This is a genomic window from Falsiroseomonas sp. (genome assembly GCF_041690465.1).
GTDB lineage: Bacteria > Pseudomonadota > Alphaproteobacteria > Acetobacterales > Acetobacteraceae > Falsiroseomonas.
This window is the reverse complement of the sequence record NZ_JAWLHG010000068.1, coordinates 1-17,136: the sequence shown is the minus strand read 5'-3', so window position 1 is coordinate 17,136 and position 17,136 is coordinate 1. Positions and strand designations below refer to the sequence as shown.

Sequence of the window (17,136 nt, the reverse complement as noted above, 5' to 3'; positions counted from 1 at the left end):
TTTCGCCCGCTCCGGACAGGAGCCTTGCAAACGCGAATACTTCTGCCGGCCGGAAACCCCAGGAATTCCGCAGACTTCCGGGTTGTTCACGGCCGACTAACCTATGGTTTTCCCGTAGGCCGGAAAATGGCGGAAGCCCACGGAGCGAGCCGGACTGACCGTGTCGTCCTACATGCTTATGGGGTCCGTCAGGCGCACACGAAGAGCTCGGTTAGCATCCCTTCGTCCTCGGCAAATGGCCCGCCTTCATTCTGAAGCGGGCTCTGAGAGGACGCGCATGGACCCAACCGTCCTCGCCTGGGCGCTGGCGCAGCCCGCCGGCAGCCGCGCCGCGGTTCTCGCCGCCGCCTACACCGGCGGCACTACACGCGTGAGCTTCGAGGGGCGCACGGTGGAGTATCGGACCCTCGATGAGCTCGGCCGCGCCCTCGCAGTGCTGCACGGGGCGGAGAACAGCACGGTGCGCCGTCCCGCTGCGCGACCTCGGCGACTACGAGGCGGCGCTGCTGATGAAGGCGAAGAATCGAGGCCTGCCTCGCCGCGGTGGTGACGGAGGAGGGCGACGAGGCGCTGACCGGCGCCGCGGCCGGCCTGCTCCGCGACGCCCAGGGCCGCACCGTCGAGAGCTTCGAGCCGGGGATGATCCTGTATCGCCGCGGCATGGGCAGCGTGGAGGTGGTGAATCCTTCCGGCCGCGGCTCGCACGCGGCCTTCGCCCGCCGCGCGCTCGAGGCCGCGGCCGTCGGCGCCGGCCTCACCTACGACCAGGTATCCGGAGACCTCACCCAGGCGAACTACTCCTCGCTCCGCGCCGGCAAGATCGAGTTCCGCCGGCTCTGCGAGCAGGTGCAGTACGGCATGCTCATCCCGATGCTGGTGCGCCCCATCGCGGACCTCTTCCACTCACAGGGCGCGCTGCTCGGGCTGTGGGGGGCGGACATGCCGGACGGTGTGTCGCACGTGCCGCCGGCGCACGAGGTGATCGACCCGCTGAAGGACACCACGGCGCTGATCGCCCAGGTGCGTGCCGGCTTCGTGCCGCAGCCCGAGGCGGCCGGCGCCTTCGGCTACGACTTCCGCGCCGCGGTGGAGATGATCCGCGAGGCCAATGCGCTGCTCGACGAGGCCGGCATCTCCCTCGACACCGATCCGCGCCGGGTCGCGAAGTCCGGCGCCGCCCAGGACGCCGCGCAGATGGCCGCGGTCGAGATCGCCGCCACCGGCGCGGCCGCGCCGCCGCGCGCGACACCAGCAGAGGGCTGAACATGACCGAGACCATCGAACCGAGCGGCAGCGATGCCGCGCCGCAGACCGATGCTGCGCCTGATCGACTTCCCACCGCTGGGCAGTCGATCGTGGCGCACCGCGCGATATCCGCGCCCGCCACCGTCGACCGAAGCGCCCGCACCGTTCAGGTGGTGTGGAGCACTCCGAGTTCTTCCGCTCGGCTCTGGTGAACCTCGTCGATCCTCGCCCTCCCTTGGTGCGCCTCGCGGGCCTGACCAATTGGGAGCGCTTCGCGACCGCTTTCGGCCCGCTCTAACCGCGAAGGCGGCCGACCTGGGCTGCCACGGCGGCGCTCGGCATGGACGTCTGGGGCAAGGCTGCTGGGCGCGTATGGCCGATGCGCTGTCCCTGCCGGCGGCAGAGAACGCGGCACCAGCGACGCCCGCAGCGCCGCCGCCGGAGCAGATGCGCCCGCGTGGCTTGGCTTGTGCCGCGCGGCAGTTGGCTGCGCTGGTCAGGACGAGGACACGAAAATCGCTGCGAACTGCACACGTGAATGATCCGGGCTAGATCCAGAACACATCGAGCTGCAAAAGTGCCTCGAACCGCACCTCGACCTCTGTGTCGACGACCACGCTGATTCCCGTCCAGTCGTCGTCCTGGTCCAGATAGTTGTAGGTCTGCACGCGCTCGCCACTACTGTCGGGGTTGCTGATAGGGCCCGCTGCCCAGCGACCGCCATCAAGGGCGTCCCCAATGACATGATCGCTCAGGAACAGACGGTCACCCGCCTCGCCGCGGACGGTGAGGGTGTCCGTGTCCGACAAGGACCTCACCTCGCTGAAATTCAGCCTCAACGTCTGGTCACTGCTGGCCTGCAAGTCCAGAATCTCGACCGACGTCATGAACCCGAATAGGGAGATGTCAGTGGCGCTCTGGAAAATGACGGTGTCTCGGCCACTGCCGCCGTCGATCGACCCGCCGAGCAATCTGAAGGCCTCGGCGTCGCCGAACGAGAACCGATCGTTATCTGCGCCGCCGCTCATGGCATCGCCCCCGCCCAGGCTCTCGAGAAAGTCGCCCCCTGCTCCCCCGGACATTGTGTCGGCAACGCCTTCGCTCGACCCGTCGAGCAGCCGATCAGTCCCATCGCCTCCGAACATAATGTCGGCGCCGGTGCCGCCGGCTAGGGTATCGTTCCCGCCATTTCCTTCGAGCGTGTCGTTGCCGCTCCCACCGCTAATGCTGTCGGAGCCTTCTCCACCGTGGAGCCGGTCGGAATTCGCCCCGCCCTTCAAAGTGTCTGACCCGTCACCGCCTGACACAACGTCGTTGCCATCGCCACCGTCCAACGAGTCGTTGCCGAGATCGCCTTTCAGGACATCGTCGTTGAGGCCACCGTCGATGGTGTCGTTGCCCCACCATCCATCGATGGTGTCGTTTCCAGAGCCACCCCTGATCACGTTGTCGGCGATGTTGCCGTAAACGAGATCACTGCCTGCCCCGGCGTCGTAATTGTCGGCGACGTCCCAGACCGGCTGGCCGTTCATGTCGTAGGTGTTTGCACCTGCGGTTCCGAACTTCCATTTGCCGTTGTTGAAAACCATTTCCGTCTCCCGTGGCAGCGGTTCAGAAATCGGCCTGTCTTGCCCGACCTCATGCACCGCTTTCTGGCAGAGCGCGCAGGGCAGGACGTGTTCCCAAAGGAACAGGCCAGCATGTCACGCGGGAAGCCGAGCAGCCTTCTCGAACTCGATGCAGGCAACTGGCTAAGGCGGCGGCCGACCGCTTCGACGCCGCGTCCCGCCGCAAACGGCTGGTTTCGAGTGCCGCAGCCGAAATCTGCTGCCGATCAGTTGCTTGCATCATGCCCGTCAGCCCGCGCGAATTATCCGGTTTAGGGGCCGGGCATTGGCGCTTGAACTGCACGGCAGCCCGCCACCCAGCGATAAGAATCTGGGCGCCTCACTGACGTGGCTGTCAGCACAGGACGATTCCGCATGACCGAAAACATCGAACACGGCGGCGACAACGCCGGGCCGGAAGCCGATGCTGCGCCCGATCGACCCGCTCCAGCCGTGCCGGTTCCCAACGGTGGGCAGTCGATCGTGGCGCACCGCGCCATCACTGCGCCTGCCACCGTCGATCGCGCCGCGCGCACCGTGGAGGTGGTGTGGAGCACCGGCGCCCGCGCCCGCAACTTCGTCCCCGCCCTCGGCCTGATCACCGAAGAGCTGGAGAGATGGTGGCGCGGGCGACCCGGGTGGACCTGCAGGCCGGGCCATACGAGGCCCAGCGCGCGCTGGTCTTCCATCCCGACGACCCGCTCTTCGCGCTTCCGCTGGCGGATGGAGCGCGAGCAAGGGACGCGCGCGAAGCCACCGCGCTCGGCGCGGCAGCCGGCGCTGCCGATCCCGGATTGGCTGGAGGACGAGCTGGCCGAGGCGCGCGAGCGGAGCGGGATCGTGCCGCTCGAGAGCAACGCGCTCGCGCTGCGGCTGTCTACGCTGCGCCCCGGCCCCGATTTCGCGGCGGGCCTCGCCGCGGCGCGCGAGGCGGATCGGCAGGGCGCACTGCTGGAGGCACCCTCGGCGGCCGAGCGGCGGCTGCGAGGGCGCGTGGCGGAACTCGTGGCGGCGCAGGCGGTGGAGGACACCGCCGCCGGCGTGACGGGGCCGCGCGGCGCCGGAGCGCTGGGATGGCCTGTATCACGCCTACAACGCCGTGCTGAAGCGCGACGGGCGGCAAGTCGCGCGCGGAGATGACGCTGGCCGGACTGGAGGCGGCGGTCGCTTGGCTCGGCCGCAACCGGTTGCGCGACCACCTGCACCTGCTGGAGGGCGACCATCGCTTCGGCTGGCGTGCCCGGCCGCGCGGCGACTGGCGCCCGCCAGTCGGGCGGGCCGCGGCGTCCCGCGGATCGCGTGCGACGCCGACCAAGGGCAGGGCTTGAGCTCGACTCTGGCCATTTGGACAACGTGGCCGCATGCGTTGGCGATGCCTTCGCGGAGGGCTGGGCGGAGTTCCGCTGGCCCGGGTGGCTGCCAGGAGGTGAGCAAACTCATTTCGCTCACCTGCCCGGGCTACCGCTTCTCGGTCGAGTTCATCGGCCATGCCCTCAGGCCCAGCTTGCCCAGCATCTCGTTCCGACCAGAAAGCGCCAGCCTGCGAATGCCGAACCTGCAGATCGTCACGGGCTCCTCCCACGCCCCCTCTCGCGCTGCCCTGCATCCTCCCCGGCAGGCGGTGGCCAGCCGTGGGGCCCCGGCTGAACCGGCTCGCGCAGCGCAACGGTGGCGTATGGTTTTCCACGTCCCGCGCTTGTCGGGCGTAGCAACATAGCCGGCAGCAACAGGAGCTTCAGGGTCGCTGTGCTGCCACCACGGCTTCCAGAGCCGTTTCGGCGCGAGCGAGCGTGTCGGCGATATCCGCCTCGGTATGCGCCGCCGAGACGTACCACAGGCCACGCTCGATCACCCTTACGCCTTGCAGCAGCATGGCGCGGCAGAAGGCCTGGTAGGCGGCGCGGTCATCCGCGGCGATGTGGCGATACTCGGTGGCACGCTTCAGCCCGGAGAAGCCGGTATGGAACATGGGCCCCGGCCCCTGCACCCGCAGCCCATACTTCGCGCCGAGCCGCGCCAGCCCATCGCGCAGTGCGCCGCCGAGCTTCGCGATGTGGCGAAGCGCCGCACAGTCGTCGCGTTCCAGGATCTCCACGGTGGCGAGGGCGGCAGCAACGCAGGCGTTGTTCCCGTTCATCGTCCCGGCATGGTAGGCAGCACCCGCCTCCAGCGGCGCGATCCAGCGCGCGCGCCCGGCGATGGCGGCGATCGGAAAGCCGGAGCCGAGCGCCTTGCCGAAGAGCGCGAGGTCCGGCGTGACGCCGAAGTAGGCCTGCGCACCGCCGATATCGAGGCGGAAGCCCGTGATGATCTCATCGAAGATCAGCGCCGACCCATGCGCATCGCAGACCTCCCGCAGCCCTTCCAGGAACCCCGGTGCAGGCTCGATGCAGCCCTGGTTGCACATGACCGGCTCGGTGATGATCGCGGCTACCTCGTTGCCATGCCTCGCCATCGCTTGGCGCACCGCATCGAGATCGTTCCAGGGCAGGCAGATCAGGTCCGCCGCGACGCTCTCCGCGATGCCGCCGCACCAGGGCACCGGCGGACCGCCGGCACTGTTGCCGGGCGGCGCCACGTTGAACGCCACGCTGTCGAGCCAGCCATGATAATGGCCATCGAACTTGATGATGCGCTGCCGGCCCGTGACCACGCGGGCAAGGCGGATGCAGGCCTGCGCCGCCTCCGATCCGGTGGAGGCGAAGCGCAGCCGCTCGGCGCAGGGCAGCAGGCGCTGCAGTGCCTCGGCGAGCAGGACCTCTTCCTCGTGCTGACCGGCGTAGAGTTGGCCACGCGCGAGTGCGGCCTCTACGCGCGTCAACAGCTCGGGATGGGAATGGCCGAGGATGCAAGGCCCCTGCGAGAGGGTGTAGTCCAGCAGCTCACTGCCATCGGCGTCCCAGACCCGCGCACCTTCCGCCCGGACGTAATGCATCGGGTGGAACACGCCAGCCGCGCGGAACTGTGAGGAGACGCCGCCGGCCAACACACGGCGCGCCCGTTCGTGCCAAGCGCGGGAGGCGGCGAAACGCTCCGCGGCAATGCCCTCCATGAGGCCTACTCCACGCGCACGCCGGCGGCACGCACCACGCGTCCCCAGCTCCTGATCTCGTTGTGGATGAAGCTCTCCGTCTCCGCCGGCGCGCTGCCGATCGGCAGGCCACCGGCCTGGATCAGCCGCGCCCGCACATCGCGATCCGCCACGGCCGCACGCACGGCCGCGGCGTAGCTTTCCGCCGTTCCTGCCGCCATGCCGGCGGGGCCGAGTAGCGCCAGCCAGGAACTGACTTGGAAATCCTGCAGCCCGGCTTCGGCAAAGGTCGGCACGTTCGGCAGGGTCGGCCAGCGCTCCGGCAGGGCAACGGCCAGGGCGCGAAGCTGCCCGGCCTCGATGCCGGCCCGGACGGCGGCGATGTTGTTGAAGACCAGGTGGATCTGGCCCGTCGTCAGCTCCGGGACCAGGAGGTTCTGGCCGCGATAGGGCACGTGCACCATGTCCACACCCGTTCGCTCGCGCAGCATCACGCCCGCGAGGTGCTGCGTCGTGCCGTTGCCGACGGATCCATAGTTGAGCTTGCCCGGATTCGCGCGGGCATGGGCGATCAGCTCATCGACGTTGCGCACCGGCAAGCTGGCCGTGACGACGAGGATGGTCGGCACCATCACCACCAGCGACACCGGTGTGAAGTCGCGGCGCGAGTCGAAAGGCATGCGGGCCATCAATGTCGGGTTGATGCCGTGGGTGGAAGCGGAGGCGAGCAGCAGCGTCAGTCCATCCGGCCGCGCCTTGGCGACGATGTCGGCGCCGATGTTGCCCGAAGCACCGGCGCGGTTGTCCACGACGACCGGCATGCCGAGGCGGTCGCGCATCTGCTCTGCAACGATGCGTCCGATGACGTCGGAAGCGCCGCCGGGTGGGAAGGGCACCACCATCCGTATGGTGCCGGCAGCTTGCGGCTGCGCTCTCGCGGTCACGGCGGACAGCATCGCCGCGCTGAACAGCGCGGCCAAGTGACGACGTCTCATGACTGCGTAGCCTCCTCGAGGGTTTGCAGGTTGAGCGCATCGCGGGTGGGCGGGCCACCCTGCATGCGGCGCTCGATCTCCGTCACGGCGCGACGCAGCAGCCCGGCGACGCGCAGCCGCGCGCCATCGGTCATCCGCTGCGCGATTCCGGCCACGCTGACCGCGCCGCAGACCCGGCCCGCTGCGTCCATCACCGGTCGCGCAACGCAAATGCCGCCAGGCTCGTGCTCTTCCGTGTCGATCGCCCAGCCGAGCGACCGGATGCGCGTGAGCTCGGCGCGCAACGCGGCAGCATCCGTGATGGTGTACTGGGTGAAGGCGTGCAACGGCGCGGCAAGCAGTGCGGCGCATTCGGCATCCGGAAGGAAGGCGAGGATCGCCTTGCCGCAGGCGGTGGCGTGGTAGGGAGAGGCCGTGCCGATATAGCCGGTCGCCCGGATGGCGTGCGTGCCCTCGATGCTTTCGACGATGAGCGCGGCGTCGTGCTGCGGCACGGCGAGATTCACCGTCTCACCCGTTGCGCGGCACAGCGCGCGCAGCGCGTCGCCGGCGCAGGTCATCAGCCCGAGACCGCGCTGCACCGCAAGGCCGCGCGCCAAGTGCTTCACGCCGAGCCGATAGCCTGCCCCGTCCGTCGGCGCCTCCAGCAAGCCAAGTACGACCATGGAGGACAGCAGTGTGAACGCCGTGGAGCGGTGCAGCCGCACCGCCGGCGCCAGGCGCGCGAGCGTGATGCCCTTGGGGTGGTGGTGCGCGACAACGTCGAGGAGGCGTTCCGCCCGCTCCAGCGCCTGCACCCTCACGATACGCCCTGCTACCGTTGTCATCCGATGATGTCGCACATCTCTGCAGGTCCGTAACCAGCTTGCGAAGCGCCAGGATGTTCTGTCAAGCTAGGAAGCTAAAAGTCGAGCTGAAAGAGATGAATGATGTTCGATGATGTGAGACATGCCCAGGCAAGTCTCGGCGGCGTACAACTCCGCATCGCCGTCATCGCGGATACGCATCTCGAAGCGGAAACGGGCGTGGCCCTGCCGCGCAGCAATCGCCGCACGCGCGCTGCGGTCGGCTGGATCCGTGCGCTGGCGCCCGGTCTCGTCGTGCATCTCGGGGACGTCGTGCATCCGCTGCCGGCACTGCCGGACCAGGATGCCGCCTTCGCCGCCGCCACGGAGATCTTCGCGCCGCTCGCGGGGACGATGCTGATCACGCCGGGCAACCATGACATCGGCGACAAGCCCAACCCCGCCATGCCGGCTGCTGCGGCGCGTGCTGCCTGGGCCGAAGGTTGGGTGCGCCGCAGCGGCCCGCTCTGGCAGTCTCACCGCGTTGCGGGCTGCCGCATCGTGCTGGTCTGCGCTTCGTTGTTCGGCAGCGCAACGCAGGCAGAGGAGGCGCAGTGGGACTGGCTGGGGCAGGAGCTTGCGGCCGCGCGCGCAGCAGATGAACGGGTCTTCCTCTTCACGCATTATCCGCCCTTCGTTCGCGACCCGGCGGAGCCCGGCCATTACGACAATCTGGACGCGGCGCCGCGTGCTCGGCTGCTGGAGCTCGCTCGGCAGCATGGCGTGGAGGCGATCCTCTCTGGGCACGCGCATGCATTCTTCCTGAACCGCGTGGGGGATACGCTGCTGCATGTCGTGCCCTCCGTTGCCTTTGCGCGGCGCGACTATGCCGAGCTGTCGCGCGTCGCCCCCGCACCAGAAGAAGAGTTCGGCAGGAATGAACCCGGGCGCCTCGGCTTCGCCGTGCTCGACGTGTTGGTGCAGGGCCATGCGCTGCATCCCGTGCCGACGGAAGGCACGGAGGATCCCGCGCCGCCGCCGGGTGCCTTCGTCGGCCTCGGCATCCATCCGCGCAGGGGGCAGGCGCCACTGCTCGGGGTGCCGCTGCACCACCCCTGGTCGGAGTTGGTGGCACTGCCCACCAACCCGCCGACTGCGCCCTTCCGCCGGCGCCTCGTGCGCGATGATCGCACGGTGCAGCTTCTCTGGCGGCTCGGCCTGAGTCGTCTGCGCATCCCGTTGGACGACCTGGAGGACCCAGTGCCGCGTGCGCGTGTGGCGCTGCTGGCCCGCGAAGGCTTCCGCTTCTGGCTCGCCACGCAGGGTGTGCCAGGTGCCGCTCTGCTCGATCTGCTCGTTCGCGACGCGGCGCTGCTGGAAGGGTGGGAGATCGTGCTGCCGGAGGCCGACATCGCCGCCGCAGGCGCGGTGCTGTGCGCGGTGCCGGCAGGCCGGCTGCCGGCGCGCCGCGTGCTGGCGCCGATGCTGAGCACCGCGACGCGTCCAGGCGCCGCGGCCGCAGCGCTGTTCGTCGGGGCCGGCCTGCCACCGGACCAGGCGCCGGACGCGCTGCGGCTTGCGCCCGCCGGCGCCTTCAGCGGCTGGATGGCGCGCATTGGCCGCGGGATGGACGTCGCTTCCGGTATCGCCGCCGTCGCGGAACGCGCCTCAGTACTCGGCTGCGAAGGGGCGGTGACCATCTGCCTCTCCCCCACGCGTCCGGATGAGAGCTGGACGGACGACGAGGCGATCGCACAGCGCATCCTCGCTGCCGCGGAGGGCGCAGCGCGCCACAATGCGCTGACCGTGTGGACGGACACGCTGCTCGACATCGATCGCGGCTATTTCGTACGCAACGGCCTGGCTGACCGGCGAATGCGCCCCCGCGCTGCGGGCTTGGCGCTGGCACGCCGGCAGGCAGAACTCCCGACTGTTCGATAGCGCCCGTCCCCACCGGTCCCGCATCTCTCCCGCAGCCTGTCCCGGCCCCCTCTCCCGCGCGCGAGGCGCCACGCCCGGTCTCTTCGGTGGCCGCCGGCGCAGGCGGGATGCGTCCCCACGCCGACGGGCTGCCCTCCGCTGCGGTGTCGATCGTTCCGCATCCCGCACCGGCGTCCCGCACCCCAGGCCTAGACCCGAGTTGCCCGGACTGTGCCCGGACAACTCGGGTCCAGCCCTTTCGAGCCGGCGATTCACGCCCTGGCGTGCCCGCCTGCGGCGTGCACACCCAGGGCGATCGCGGGCTAGCGCGCACGAGGGGGCAGGCCGGAAACCTCGGCGTGACGAAAGGCGCGGTCCTTCGCCCTGCGGCTCGGCGGCATACCGGGGCCTGCCGCAGCAGGCAGGGTGACCCTCATCCCGCACCCTCCATGACCTCAATCACGCTCGGAGCAGACCTCGTCCAGCCAAATCGTGGGGAATGGGCGCGGTGCAGCGGGACCCTGGCGGCCGAGGTTATCCATGCTTAACGGGCCACCGCTGTGGATTGCTACGTCCGGTGTGCGTCCCTACCGTTCTCGCCCGACGGCCCGCCTGGAGCGAGGAATGCCCCACCCCGACCTGACCCGCGCTGCGGAGGAAGCAAAGGCCATGGCCGCTTCCTGGTCCGAGTGCGATGGGCCGGGTGGCGCGGTGGTGATCTTCGATGCTGCGGGCCCGCAGTCCTCGGCGGCGGGCGGCCATGCGGTGCCGGAGCACCGCATCCCCTTCTCGCCTGACACGCCCTCCCGCTGGGCCTCCATCAGCAAGCAGTTCTGCGCCGCGGCGGTGCTCCTCGCAGGCTTCGACCTCGACGCGCCACTCGGAGAGCTGGTGCCTGGCCTTCCGGAGACGGTTGGCGCAGTGCCGCTTGGCCGCGCGCTCGACATGACCGGCGGCATTCCGGACGTGATGGAGACGCTCTGGCTCCTCGGCCAGCGCTTCACCGCTGGCCTGGACGAGGAGGAGTTGCTCCGCTTCGTGCAACGCCTGCCCGGCACGGCCGGCCCGCCCGGGCGGGAGATGACCTACTCCAACACCGGCTGGCGCTTGGCCGGCGCTGCTTTCGCCGCGCGCGGCGAGAGGTATGGCGACGCGTTGCGGCGCCTGCTGCTGGAACCGCTCGGATTTGGCGGAATTGCCTTCCCGGCCGATGAGGGCGTCTTGATCCCGGGGCTGGCCACACCGTGCTGGCATGATGGCACGGCGTGGCGGCGCGGGCGCTACGGCCTGCATTTCTCGCCATCCGGCGGGCTCGCCGGCTCGGGCATGGACCTCGCACGCTGGGGGTCGGCGCTGCTTGCCGGTCGCGGCGCGGCCTCTGGCCTGCTCGAGGCGCTTTCCGGGCCTCGACGATTCGCTGACGGCTCGCCCTCCAGCTACGGGCTCGGCCTGGCTTGCGTGACGCTCGGGGGCACTGCCCTGGTCGGTCACGGCGGGTCGCTGCCGGGGATCAAGACGCACATCCTGATCGCGCCGGCACTCGGCTGCGGCGTCGCCCTCGTCGCGAACCGCGAGGATCTGGATCCACTCGCAGCGGCAATGCGGGTGATGGCGGCGATCACAGGCGAGGCGCTGCCCGAACCGGCGTCGCTGCCCTCCGGGCTCTATGCCGAGGAGGTCGGTGAGGCCTGGGCCGAGCTGGACGGAACGACGCTCTGCTTCATGGGGGCCACCGAGCCGCTCTTCGGAGCCGGGGACGGCGTCCGCACCCGACCCGCCTATCTGCAGGCGGCGCTGCGGCTCGGCGCCGGTGGTGCCGTCGAGGGACGGATCGGGGGCGCGCAGCGTCGCCTTCTGCCGGTGCGTGCCGACACCGCCCTCGACCCACGCCTGGTCGGCACATGGCGCGAGCGTGGTTTCGGTGCCGAGCTGGAGGTCACGGCGAATGGCGTGGTGCGCCTTCCCGGCAGCGCTCCCGCCGACACCTCGCCGCTGCGTCCCCTTCCGGGTGGCCGCGCGCTTGCCGACCGGCACCACGGCCCCTGGCGCCAGCGGCCGCTGCTGGCGCTGGACCAGGATGGCACGCTCCGCCTCATGTCGCATCGCTCGCGCGTGCTCCGCTTCCACCGCACCTGACCTCGGGACGGCCGGCCCGGGTGCGCAATTCCGCCTACCGAAAACAAGGAGACGATCGAATGACACTCCGTCGCATGCTGCTGGCCTGCGCCTGCCTTGCTGCGCTCGGCAGCCAGGCGCAGGCGCAACCCGCGCCGGGCCGGGTGCTCCGCGTCGCGCCCCATGCCGATCTGCGCACGCTCGATCCTGTGGTCGCCTCCATCGTCATCACCCGCATGCACGGGCTGATGATCTACGAGAGCCTGTTCGCCTGGGATTCGAACCTGAACCCGCGCCCGCAGATGGCGGAGCGGCACGAGGTTTCGCCCGATGGGCTGACGCACACCATCGCGCTGCGGGACGGCCTGCGCTTCCATGACGGCCAGCCCGTGACGGCGCGTGACGTCGTCGCCTCGCTGAACCGCTGGATGCAGCGCGACACGGTGGGCTCGAAGCTGCGCGAATACGTCGCCTCGCTGGAGGAGGTGGATGCGCGGACGATCGCGCTGCGCCTCCACCGCCCCGCCTCCTTCGTGCCCTTCGCGCTCGGCTCGGCCGTCGGGATGATCCCGATCGTGATGCGGGAGAGCGATGCCCGCACGGATGCCGCGCAGCAGGTGACGCAGACGATCGGCTCCGGCCCCTTCCGCTTCAACCGCGACGAGTGGCGGTCCGGCGCGCGCTTGGTCTACGACCGCAACCCGGATTACGTCCCCCGGGCCGAGCCGGCGGATGGCCTGGCCGGCGGGCGGCAGGTGCGGGTGGACCGCGTGGAATGGCTCATCATGCCCGATCCCGCGACCGCAGCGGCCGCGCTGCAGACCGGCGAGATCGACATCTGGGAGCAGCCGGCCCAGGACCTCGTCCCCGTCATCTCGCGCAACCGCAACATCCGGGTGGAGCGCTACACCAACCTGGCCAACCAGGTGATGCTCCGGCCCAACCACCTCTATCCACCCTTCAACGACGAGCGGGCACGTCAGGCCCTGGCGCTCGCGACCGACCAGGGCGAGGTGATGGCCGGCGCCGTCGGCGATGAGCGCTGGTGGCGGCGCTGCGCCTCCTACTTCATCTGCGGCACGCCGAACGGCACCGAGGCGGGGATGGAGCCCTATGCCCGCCCGGACCTGGCCCGCGCACGAAGCCTGCTGGCCGAGAGCGGCTATCGCGGCGAGAAGCTGGTGCTGCCGACCACGACCGACATCGCGCTCATCGGCCGCGCGGCCGAGGTTGTCGCGGCCAACCTCCGCGGCGTCGGCTTCAATGTCGAACTCCAGTACGCCGACTGGGGCACGGTGGCGACGCGCCAGCAGAACCGCGGCACGCCGGCCGAGGGCGGCTGGAACATGTTCGTCACCTATGCATCCGGCGCGACGATGCAGTCGCCGATGACCAACATCGGCACCAACTCCGCCTGCGCCCGCGCCTGGGTCGGCTGGCCCTGCGACGAGGAGGCGGAGCGCCTTCGCGCCGCGGCGCTCGACGCTCCGGACGACGCCGCCCGGCGGACCGCGACGGACGCGCTGCACCGCCGCCTGGCACAGACGCAGCCCTATCGCGTGCTCGGACAGTTCGACCAGCCCTATGCGAGGCGGGCCAATGTCTCGGCGGTGCTGAATGCGCCGGTGATGGTGTTCTGGAACGTCGAGAAGAACTGAGCGAACGCGGAGCACCGGCCGGGCCCGAAGCCGGGCCTGGCCGATGCAGAGCGCGTGAAGGCGGGCGAGCCGCGCTCGCAGGCCGCCGAGATCCCGCCCGCAAGCCGCGGGACATCGATGAAGGTTTGGGCAGCCTGACCAGGAAATTACCCGCTGCCCGGCCGTTCACTCCACGCGGATGTTCCCCGCGAGTATCACCTCCCGCCAGCGGGCAAGTTCCCCGCGGATCAGCGCCGTGTAGCCGGCCGCGTCGAGGTTGCCCGGGCGCACCCCGATCGAGGCGAAGCGCTCCCGCACCTGCGGGCTGGCGAGCGCGGCGGCGATCTCGCGCTCCCAGCGCGCGGCGATCTCGGGCGGGATGCCGGCGGCAGCCGAGAAGCCGAACCAGTTGGTCGAGGTCGCGGCGGGAAACCCGGCCTCGGCAAAGGTTGGCACCTCTGGCAGGGCACTGGAGCGTTCCGCCTCGCTGGTCGCGAGGGGGCGCATGCGGCCGCCGCGGATGTTGCCCAGCGCGGTCGGCACGCTTTCCATCAGCGCAGGGATCTGCCTGCCCATCAGGTCCGCCATCGCCGGGGCGGAGCCGCGATAGGGCACATGCGTGAACTCGATGCCTGCGGCGCGGGCGAAGAGCTGGCCGATCAGGTGGTTCATCGTGCCGTTGCCGCCGGAGCCGTAGGTGATCTGGCCCGGCCGCGCGCGCGCGAGCGCGATCAGCTCCGCCACGTTCGAAGCGGGGACGTCTGCCCCCACCAGCAGCACGGAGGGGAAGCTGCCGACGGAGTGGATATGCGTGAAATCGGCGAACGGATCGTAAGGCACGTTGGCGTAGAGCACCGGCCCAATGCCGTGCGAGGCGGCCGAGGACATCATCACCACATGCGCATCGCCACGTGCCTTGGCGACGATGTCGGCACCCACCATGCCGCCGGCGCCAGGCCGGTTCTCGATGACGATCGGCTGGCCCAGCCGATTGCCGAACCATTCGCCGAGCGCGCGGGAGAGGATGTCCGCAGCACCACCAGGCGGGAAGTTGACGATCCACCGGATCGGCCGCGTCGGCCAGGCCTGCGCGCGCGCCAGGTGCGGCGTGGCGAAAAGGGCGGCGGCGCCAAGCAGGGCTCGGCGGGCAAGGGTCTCGGTCACGGCATCCTCCAGAACGGGTGGGTCAGAATGGCACGAGTGATGCAAGGTGCGTACCATCGACCTGCAACCTTCCCTGTGGTTCGATCGCCTGATCTTCCTGCCGGAGCCCGCCGATGGATTTCGACCTCCTCCTCCGCAACGTCCGTCTCCCCGAGGCGAAGCCGGGTGATCCGACGACGGACATCGGCGTCGCCAACGGGCGCATCGCCGCCATCGCGCCGCGCATCGAGGCCCATGCGAAGGAGGAAGCGGAGGGCAATGGCCTGCTGGTCTGCTCCGGCTTCGTGGAGACGCACATCCATCTCGACAAATCCTGCATCCTGGGGCGCTGCGCCTGTGAGGCGCAGCGGCATCCGCATGGCGCGATGGAGCGCGTCTCGGCCGTCAAGCACACCTTCACCGTGGAGGACGTGACCGCGCGCGCCTCGCGCACTCTGGAGAACTGCGTGCTGCATGGCGCGACGCGCATGCGCACGCATGTGGAGGTGGACCCGAAGGTGGGCCTGCGCGGGCTCGAGGGCGTCATGGCGCTGACCGAGGCGTACCGCTGGGCGATCGACCTCGAGATCTGCGTCATGCCGCAGGAGGGGCTGACCAACAATCCAGGCACGGATGAGCTGATGGTGGCCGCGCTGAAGCAGGGGGCGACGGTGGTCGGCGCGGCGCCCAACTACGACAGCGACCGCGCTGCGCAGATCCGCCGTGTCTTCGAGATGGCGCACGAGTTCGACGTGGACATCGACATGCACCTCGACAGCGGCTCCTCTGCCGAGGAGTTGGACACGCTGCTGGTCTGCGAGCTGACCGAGAAATACGGCTGGGGCGGGCGGGTCGCGATCGGGCACGTGACGAAGCTCGCCTCGATGCCTTGGGCGGAGATGGACAGGGTGGCGAAGCGCATGGCCGATGCCGGCGTGGCGCTGACGGTCCTGACGGCGACCGACCTCTACCTCGGCGGCCGGCACACCGATCACAACGTGCCGCGCAACGTGGTGGATGCAAACCGGTTGGCGGAGCAGGGCGTGCTGTGCTCGGTGGCGTCGAACAACATCCTCAACCCCTTCACGCCCTTCGGCGACGGGCAGCTTCTGCGCCAGGCGAACATGCAGGCGATCGTCACCCAACGCGGATCGGACCCCGAGGTGCGCGCGGTATGGGACATGGTGACGAAGGATGCCGCCAGGCTGATGCGGCAGACCGATTACGGTATAGCGCCCGGCAATCCGGCCGACTTGGTGGTGCTGGATGCGGAGACGCCCGAGATGGCGCTGCGCACCATCGCGCCTGCCCTGATGGCATGGAAGCGCGGCCGGCGCACCGTGTCGCGCGAGAAGGCTCGGCTACACCGGCCCTGAGGGGGGGCCCGCAAACCGAGTATGCTGCCGCCGGCGGCGCGGCGACGTTCCTCGGAATTGTCGGTCAGGTTCAGCATGCCGCCGCGCAGACGGATGGGCGTGCCTTAGTAGGTGAGGGTGCTGGTGGGGATCATGTTCTCTCCAACACTGCGTTTCGGCCTTGCTCAAAAGCCGCGTCGGTCGGCTCAGAGCTGCCGAGACGGGTTGGAGAGGCGAGAGGGGTCAGCTCAGCAGACGACCCAGGGTGGCACGCCGATGGACCTCGCCATCTCCCACCGCCGTGCCACCACTGGCAGGGAATGGGTTCGCAGATGCGGCCGAGCCAGTGCCGGATGCGTGGTGCCGGGCCCCAGGGCGCCGGAAAGGCGCCACGGGGCTCCGCCCAGGTGGGAGGACGAGGAAGGAGGAGACGCGAATGGCCCGCTCGCGGCCCTCGGTGAGACGGGTGCGGCACACCTCAAGGAGCGGCTGGGGAAGGTGCTGGCGGACCGATCCGGGAAGCCGGGCGAACGGAACTTTCATGCGCTTGTGGTGCGCTCCGCCCTGCAGGCCCTGGCGGATGGCCAGTCGGATGTCGACGCCTACATCGCGCTCGTGCCCCCGGAGGAACGGCGCATGCCCCAACAGGGCGCGCAGATCGGCCGCCGCCTTCTCGCCGCCGGCCGGGCGGCCGAGGCGCTTGCCGCGCTGGAACGGGCAGGGCCGAAGCGGAGCGCCACCAAGGCCGCACGCGACGACGACTTTCATCTCACCGGGCTTGCCGCGGACGACGCGTGGGAAGCGGCCTACATCGAGGCGCTCGAGGCGACAGGCAGGCAGGACGAGGCCCTGGGCGGCGTTCGAGGGGCGGCTCTCGGCCGACCGGCTGCGTGCCTACCTGAAGAGGCTGCCGGACTTCGACGACGTCGAGGCCGAGGAGCGGGCCATGAGGCACGCCCTTGGCTTCAAGAGCTTCTCCACCGCGCTCGCCTTTTTCACAGGATGGCCAAACCAGACCCAGGCTGCCCAGCTCGTACTCGCGCGGGCCTCCGAGATCGACGGGAACCTGTACTACCTGCTCGGTCCGGCGGCGCGGCTGATCGAAGGCAAGCACTCGTTGGTCGCGACCCTGCTCCGGCGCGCAATGATCGAGGACACGCTCGATGGCGCGAAGTCCACCCGCTACAAGCACGCCGCCCGGCACCTGGACACCTCCGGAAACCCCCTGGCGGTGGCGCTTGGGTCGTGATTCGGTTTGCTGGAGGTGACAGCGATCGAGGCGTGGATGTCGGCAGGTCAGGCC

General features: G+C 69.9%; 14 protein-coding genes and 1 pseudogene. 10 read left to right on the top strand and 5 right to left on the bottom strand.

Annotation, left to right across the window (positions count from 1 at the left end):
• The first annotated feature begins 277 nt into the window (after positions 1-277).
• From ACESM1_RS28815 to ACESM1_RS28805, 3 genes are read left to right on the top strand one after another with little or no spacing between them, the layout of a single operon-like run.
• Complete coding sequence (locus tag ACESM1_RS28815; protein WP_372624666.1) at positions 278-550, top strand: phage head-tail joining protein; 273 nt, start codon at positions 278-280, stop codon at positions 548-550.
• Complete coding sequence (locus tag ACESM1_RS28810; RefSeq protein WP_372624665.1) at positions 547-1,263, top strand: phage portal protein; 717 nt, start codon at positions 547-549, stop codon at positions 1,261-1,263. The genes ACESM1_RS28815 and ACESM1_RS28810 overlap by 4 nt, the downstream gene beginning before the upstream one ends.
• Positions 1,264-1,265: 2 nt before the next feature.
• Positions 1,266-1,457 (top strand): hypothetical protein, encoded by a 192-nt coding sequence (locus ACESM1_RS28805; protein WP_372624664.1) that lies wholly within the window; start codon positions 1,266-1,268, stop codon positions 1,455-1,457.
• Positions 1,458-1,793: 336 nt separating this feature from the next.
• On the opposite strand, the gene ACESM1_RS28800 is transcribed toward ACESM1_RS28805, so the two are convergent.
• Positions 1,794-2,834 (bottom strand): calcium-binding protein, encoded by a 1,041-nt coding sequence (locus ACESM1_RS28800; RefSeq protein WP_372624663.1) that lies wholly within the window; start codon positions 2,832-2,834, stop codon positions 1,794-1,796.
• Positions 2,835-3,227: 393 nt separating this feature from the next.
• Between ACESM1_RS28800 and ACESM1_RS28795 the strand changes: the two genes are divergently transcribed.
• Together ACESM1_RS28795 and ACESM1_RS28790 are read left to right on the top strand one after the other, a co-directional pair.
• Positions 3,228-3,992: a hypothetical protein gene (locus tag ACESM1_RS28795; RefSeq protein ID WP_372624662.1), complete on the top strand. Its 765-nt coding sequence runs from the start codon at positions 3,228-3,230 to the stop codon at positions 3,990-3,992.
• Entirely contained in the window at positions 3,989-4,180 is a 192-nt protein-coding gene (locus tag ACESM1_RS28790) for a hypothetical protein (protein WP_372624661.1), read from the top strand. The genes ACESM1_RS28795 and ACESM1_RS28790 overlap by 4 nt, the downstream gene beginning before the upstream one ends.
• A 407-nt stretch (positions 4,181-4,587) precedes the next feature.
• Here the strand turns inward: ACESM1_RS28790 and ACESM1_RS28785 are convergent, their stop codons facing one another.
• From ACESM1_RS28785 to ACESM1_RS28775, 3 genes are read right to left on the bottom strand one after another with little or no spacing between them, the layout of a single operon-like run.
• Positions 4,588-5,904: an aspartate aminotransferase family protein gene (locus ACESM1_RS28785; RefSeq protein ID WP_372624660.1), complete on the bottom strand. Its 1,317-nt coding sequence runs from the start codon at positions 5,902-5,904 to the stop codon at positions 4,588-4,590.
• A 5-nt stretch (positions 5,905-5,909) separates the two neighbouring features.
• Complete coding sequence (locus ACESM1_RS28780; protein WP_372624659.1) at positions 5,910-6,878, bottom strand: Bug family tripartite tricarboxylate transporter substrate binding protein; 969 nt, start codon at positions 6,876-6,878, stop codon at positions 5,910-5,912.
• Positions 6,875-7,681: an IclR family transcriptional regulator gene (locus ACESM1_RS28775; RefSeq protein ID WP_372624658.1), complete on the bottom strand. Its 807-nt coding sequence runs from the start codon at positions 7,679-7,681 to the stop codon at positions 6,875-6,877. Before ACESM1_RS28775 ends, ACESM1_RS28780 begins: the two co-directional genes overlap by 4 nt.
• Positions 7,682-7,804: 123 nt before the next feature.
• Here ACESM1_RS28775 and ACESM1_RS28770 point away from each other — a divergent pair, with 123 nt between their 5' ends.
• The 3 genes from ACESM1_RS28770 to ACESM1_RS28760 all read left to right on the top strand — a co-directional run bounded on the left by ACESM1_RS28770 (position 7,805) and on the right by ACESM1_RS28760 (position 13,356).
• On the top strand, positions 7,805-9,604 hold the full coding sequence (locus ACESM1_RS28770) for a metallophosphoesterase (protein ID WP_372624657.1): 1,800 nt from the start codon (positions 7,805-7,807) through the stop codon (positions 9,602-9,604).
• A 603-nt stretch (positions 9,605-10,207) separates the two neighbouring features.
• Complete coding sequence (locus ACESM1_RS28765; RefSeq protein ID WP_372624656.1) at positions 10,208-11,719, top strand: serine hydrolase domain-containing protein; 1,512 nt, start codon at positions 10,208-10,210, stop codon at positions 11,717-11,719.
• Positions 11,720-11,778: 59 nt separating this feature from the next.
• The gene (locus tag ACESM1_RS28760) at positions 11,779-13,356 is read left to right on the top strand and encodes an ABC transporter substrate-binding protein (RefSeq protein WP_372624655.1); all 1,578 of its coding nucleotides are present in this window, start codon (positions 11,779-11,781) and stop codon (positions 13,354-13,356) included.
• 165 nt (positions 13,357-13,521) lie between these two features.
• On the opposite strand, the gene ACESM1_RS28755 is transcribed toward ACESM1_RS28760, so the two are convergent.
• Complete coding sequence (locus ACESM1_RS28755; protein WP_372624654.1) at positions 13,522-14,499, bottom strand: Bug family tripartite tricarboxylate transporter substrate binding protein; 978 nt, start codon at positions 14,497-14,499, stop codon at positions 13,522-13,524.
• A 113-nt stretch (positions 14,500-14,612) separates the two neighbouring features.
• Here ACESM1_RS28755 and ACESM1_RS28750 point away from each other — a divergent pair, with 113 nt between their 5' ends.
• Complete coding sequence (locus ACESM1_RS28750) at positions 14,613-15,854, top strand: amidohydrolase family protein (RefSeq protein ID WP_372624653.1); 1,242 nt, start codon at positions 14,613-14,615, stop codon at positions 15,852-15,854.
• 132 nt (positions 15,855-15,986) lie between these two features.
• A pseudogene (locus ACESM1_RS28745) lies at positions 15,987-17,082 on the top strand (DUF6880 family protein).
• Positions 17,083-17,136 lie beyond the last annotated feature (54 nt).

Coding starts and splice junctions, on each gene's coding strand:
- ACESM1_RS28805 (WP_372624664.1), top strand. CDS start 1,266: ATGACCGAGACCATCGAACCGAGCGGCAGCGATGCCGCGCCGCAGACC.
- ACESM1_RS28800 (WP_372624663.1), bottom strand. CDS start 2,834: ATGGTTTTCAACAACGGCAAATGGAAGTTCGGAACCGCAGGTGCAAAC.
- ACESM1_RS28770 (WP_372624657.1), top strand. CDS start 7,805: ATGATGTTCGATGATGTGAGACATGCCCAGGCAAGTCTCGGCGGCGTA.
- ACESM1_RS28765 (WP_372624656.1), top strand. CDS start 10,208: ATGCCCCACCCCGACCTGACCCGCGCTGCGGAGGAAGCAAAGGCCATG.
- ACESM1_RS28780 (WP_372624659.1), bottom strand. CDS start 6,878: ATGAGACGTCGTCACTTGGCCGCGCTGTTCAGCGCGGCGATGCTGTCC.
- ACESM1_RS28815 (WP_372624666.1), top strand. CDS start 278: ATGGACCCAACCGTCCTCGCCTGGGCGCTGGCGCAGCCCGCCGGCAGC.
- ACESM1_RS28785 (WP_372624660.1), bottom strand. CDS start 5,904: ATGGAGGGCATTGCCGCGGAGCGTTTCGCCGCCTCCCGCGCTTGGCAC.
- ACESM1_RS28760 (WP_372624655.1), top strand. CDS start 11,779: ATGACACTCCGTCGCATGCTGCTGGCCTGCGCCTGCCTTGCTGCGCTC.
- ACESM1_RS28790 (WP_372624661.1), top strand. CDS start 3,989: ATGACGCTGGCCGGACTGGAGGCGGCGGTCGCTTGGCTCGGCCGCAAC.
- ACESM1_RS28795 (WP_372624662.1), top strand. CDS start 3,228: ATGACCGAAAACATCGAACACGGCGGCGACAACGCCGGGCCGGAAGCC.
- ACESM1_RS28750 (WP_372624653.1), top strand. CDS start 14,613: ATGGATTTCGACCTCCTCCTCCGCAACGTCCGTCTCCCCGAGGCGAAG.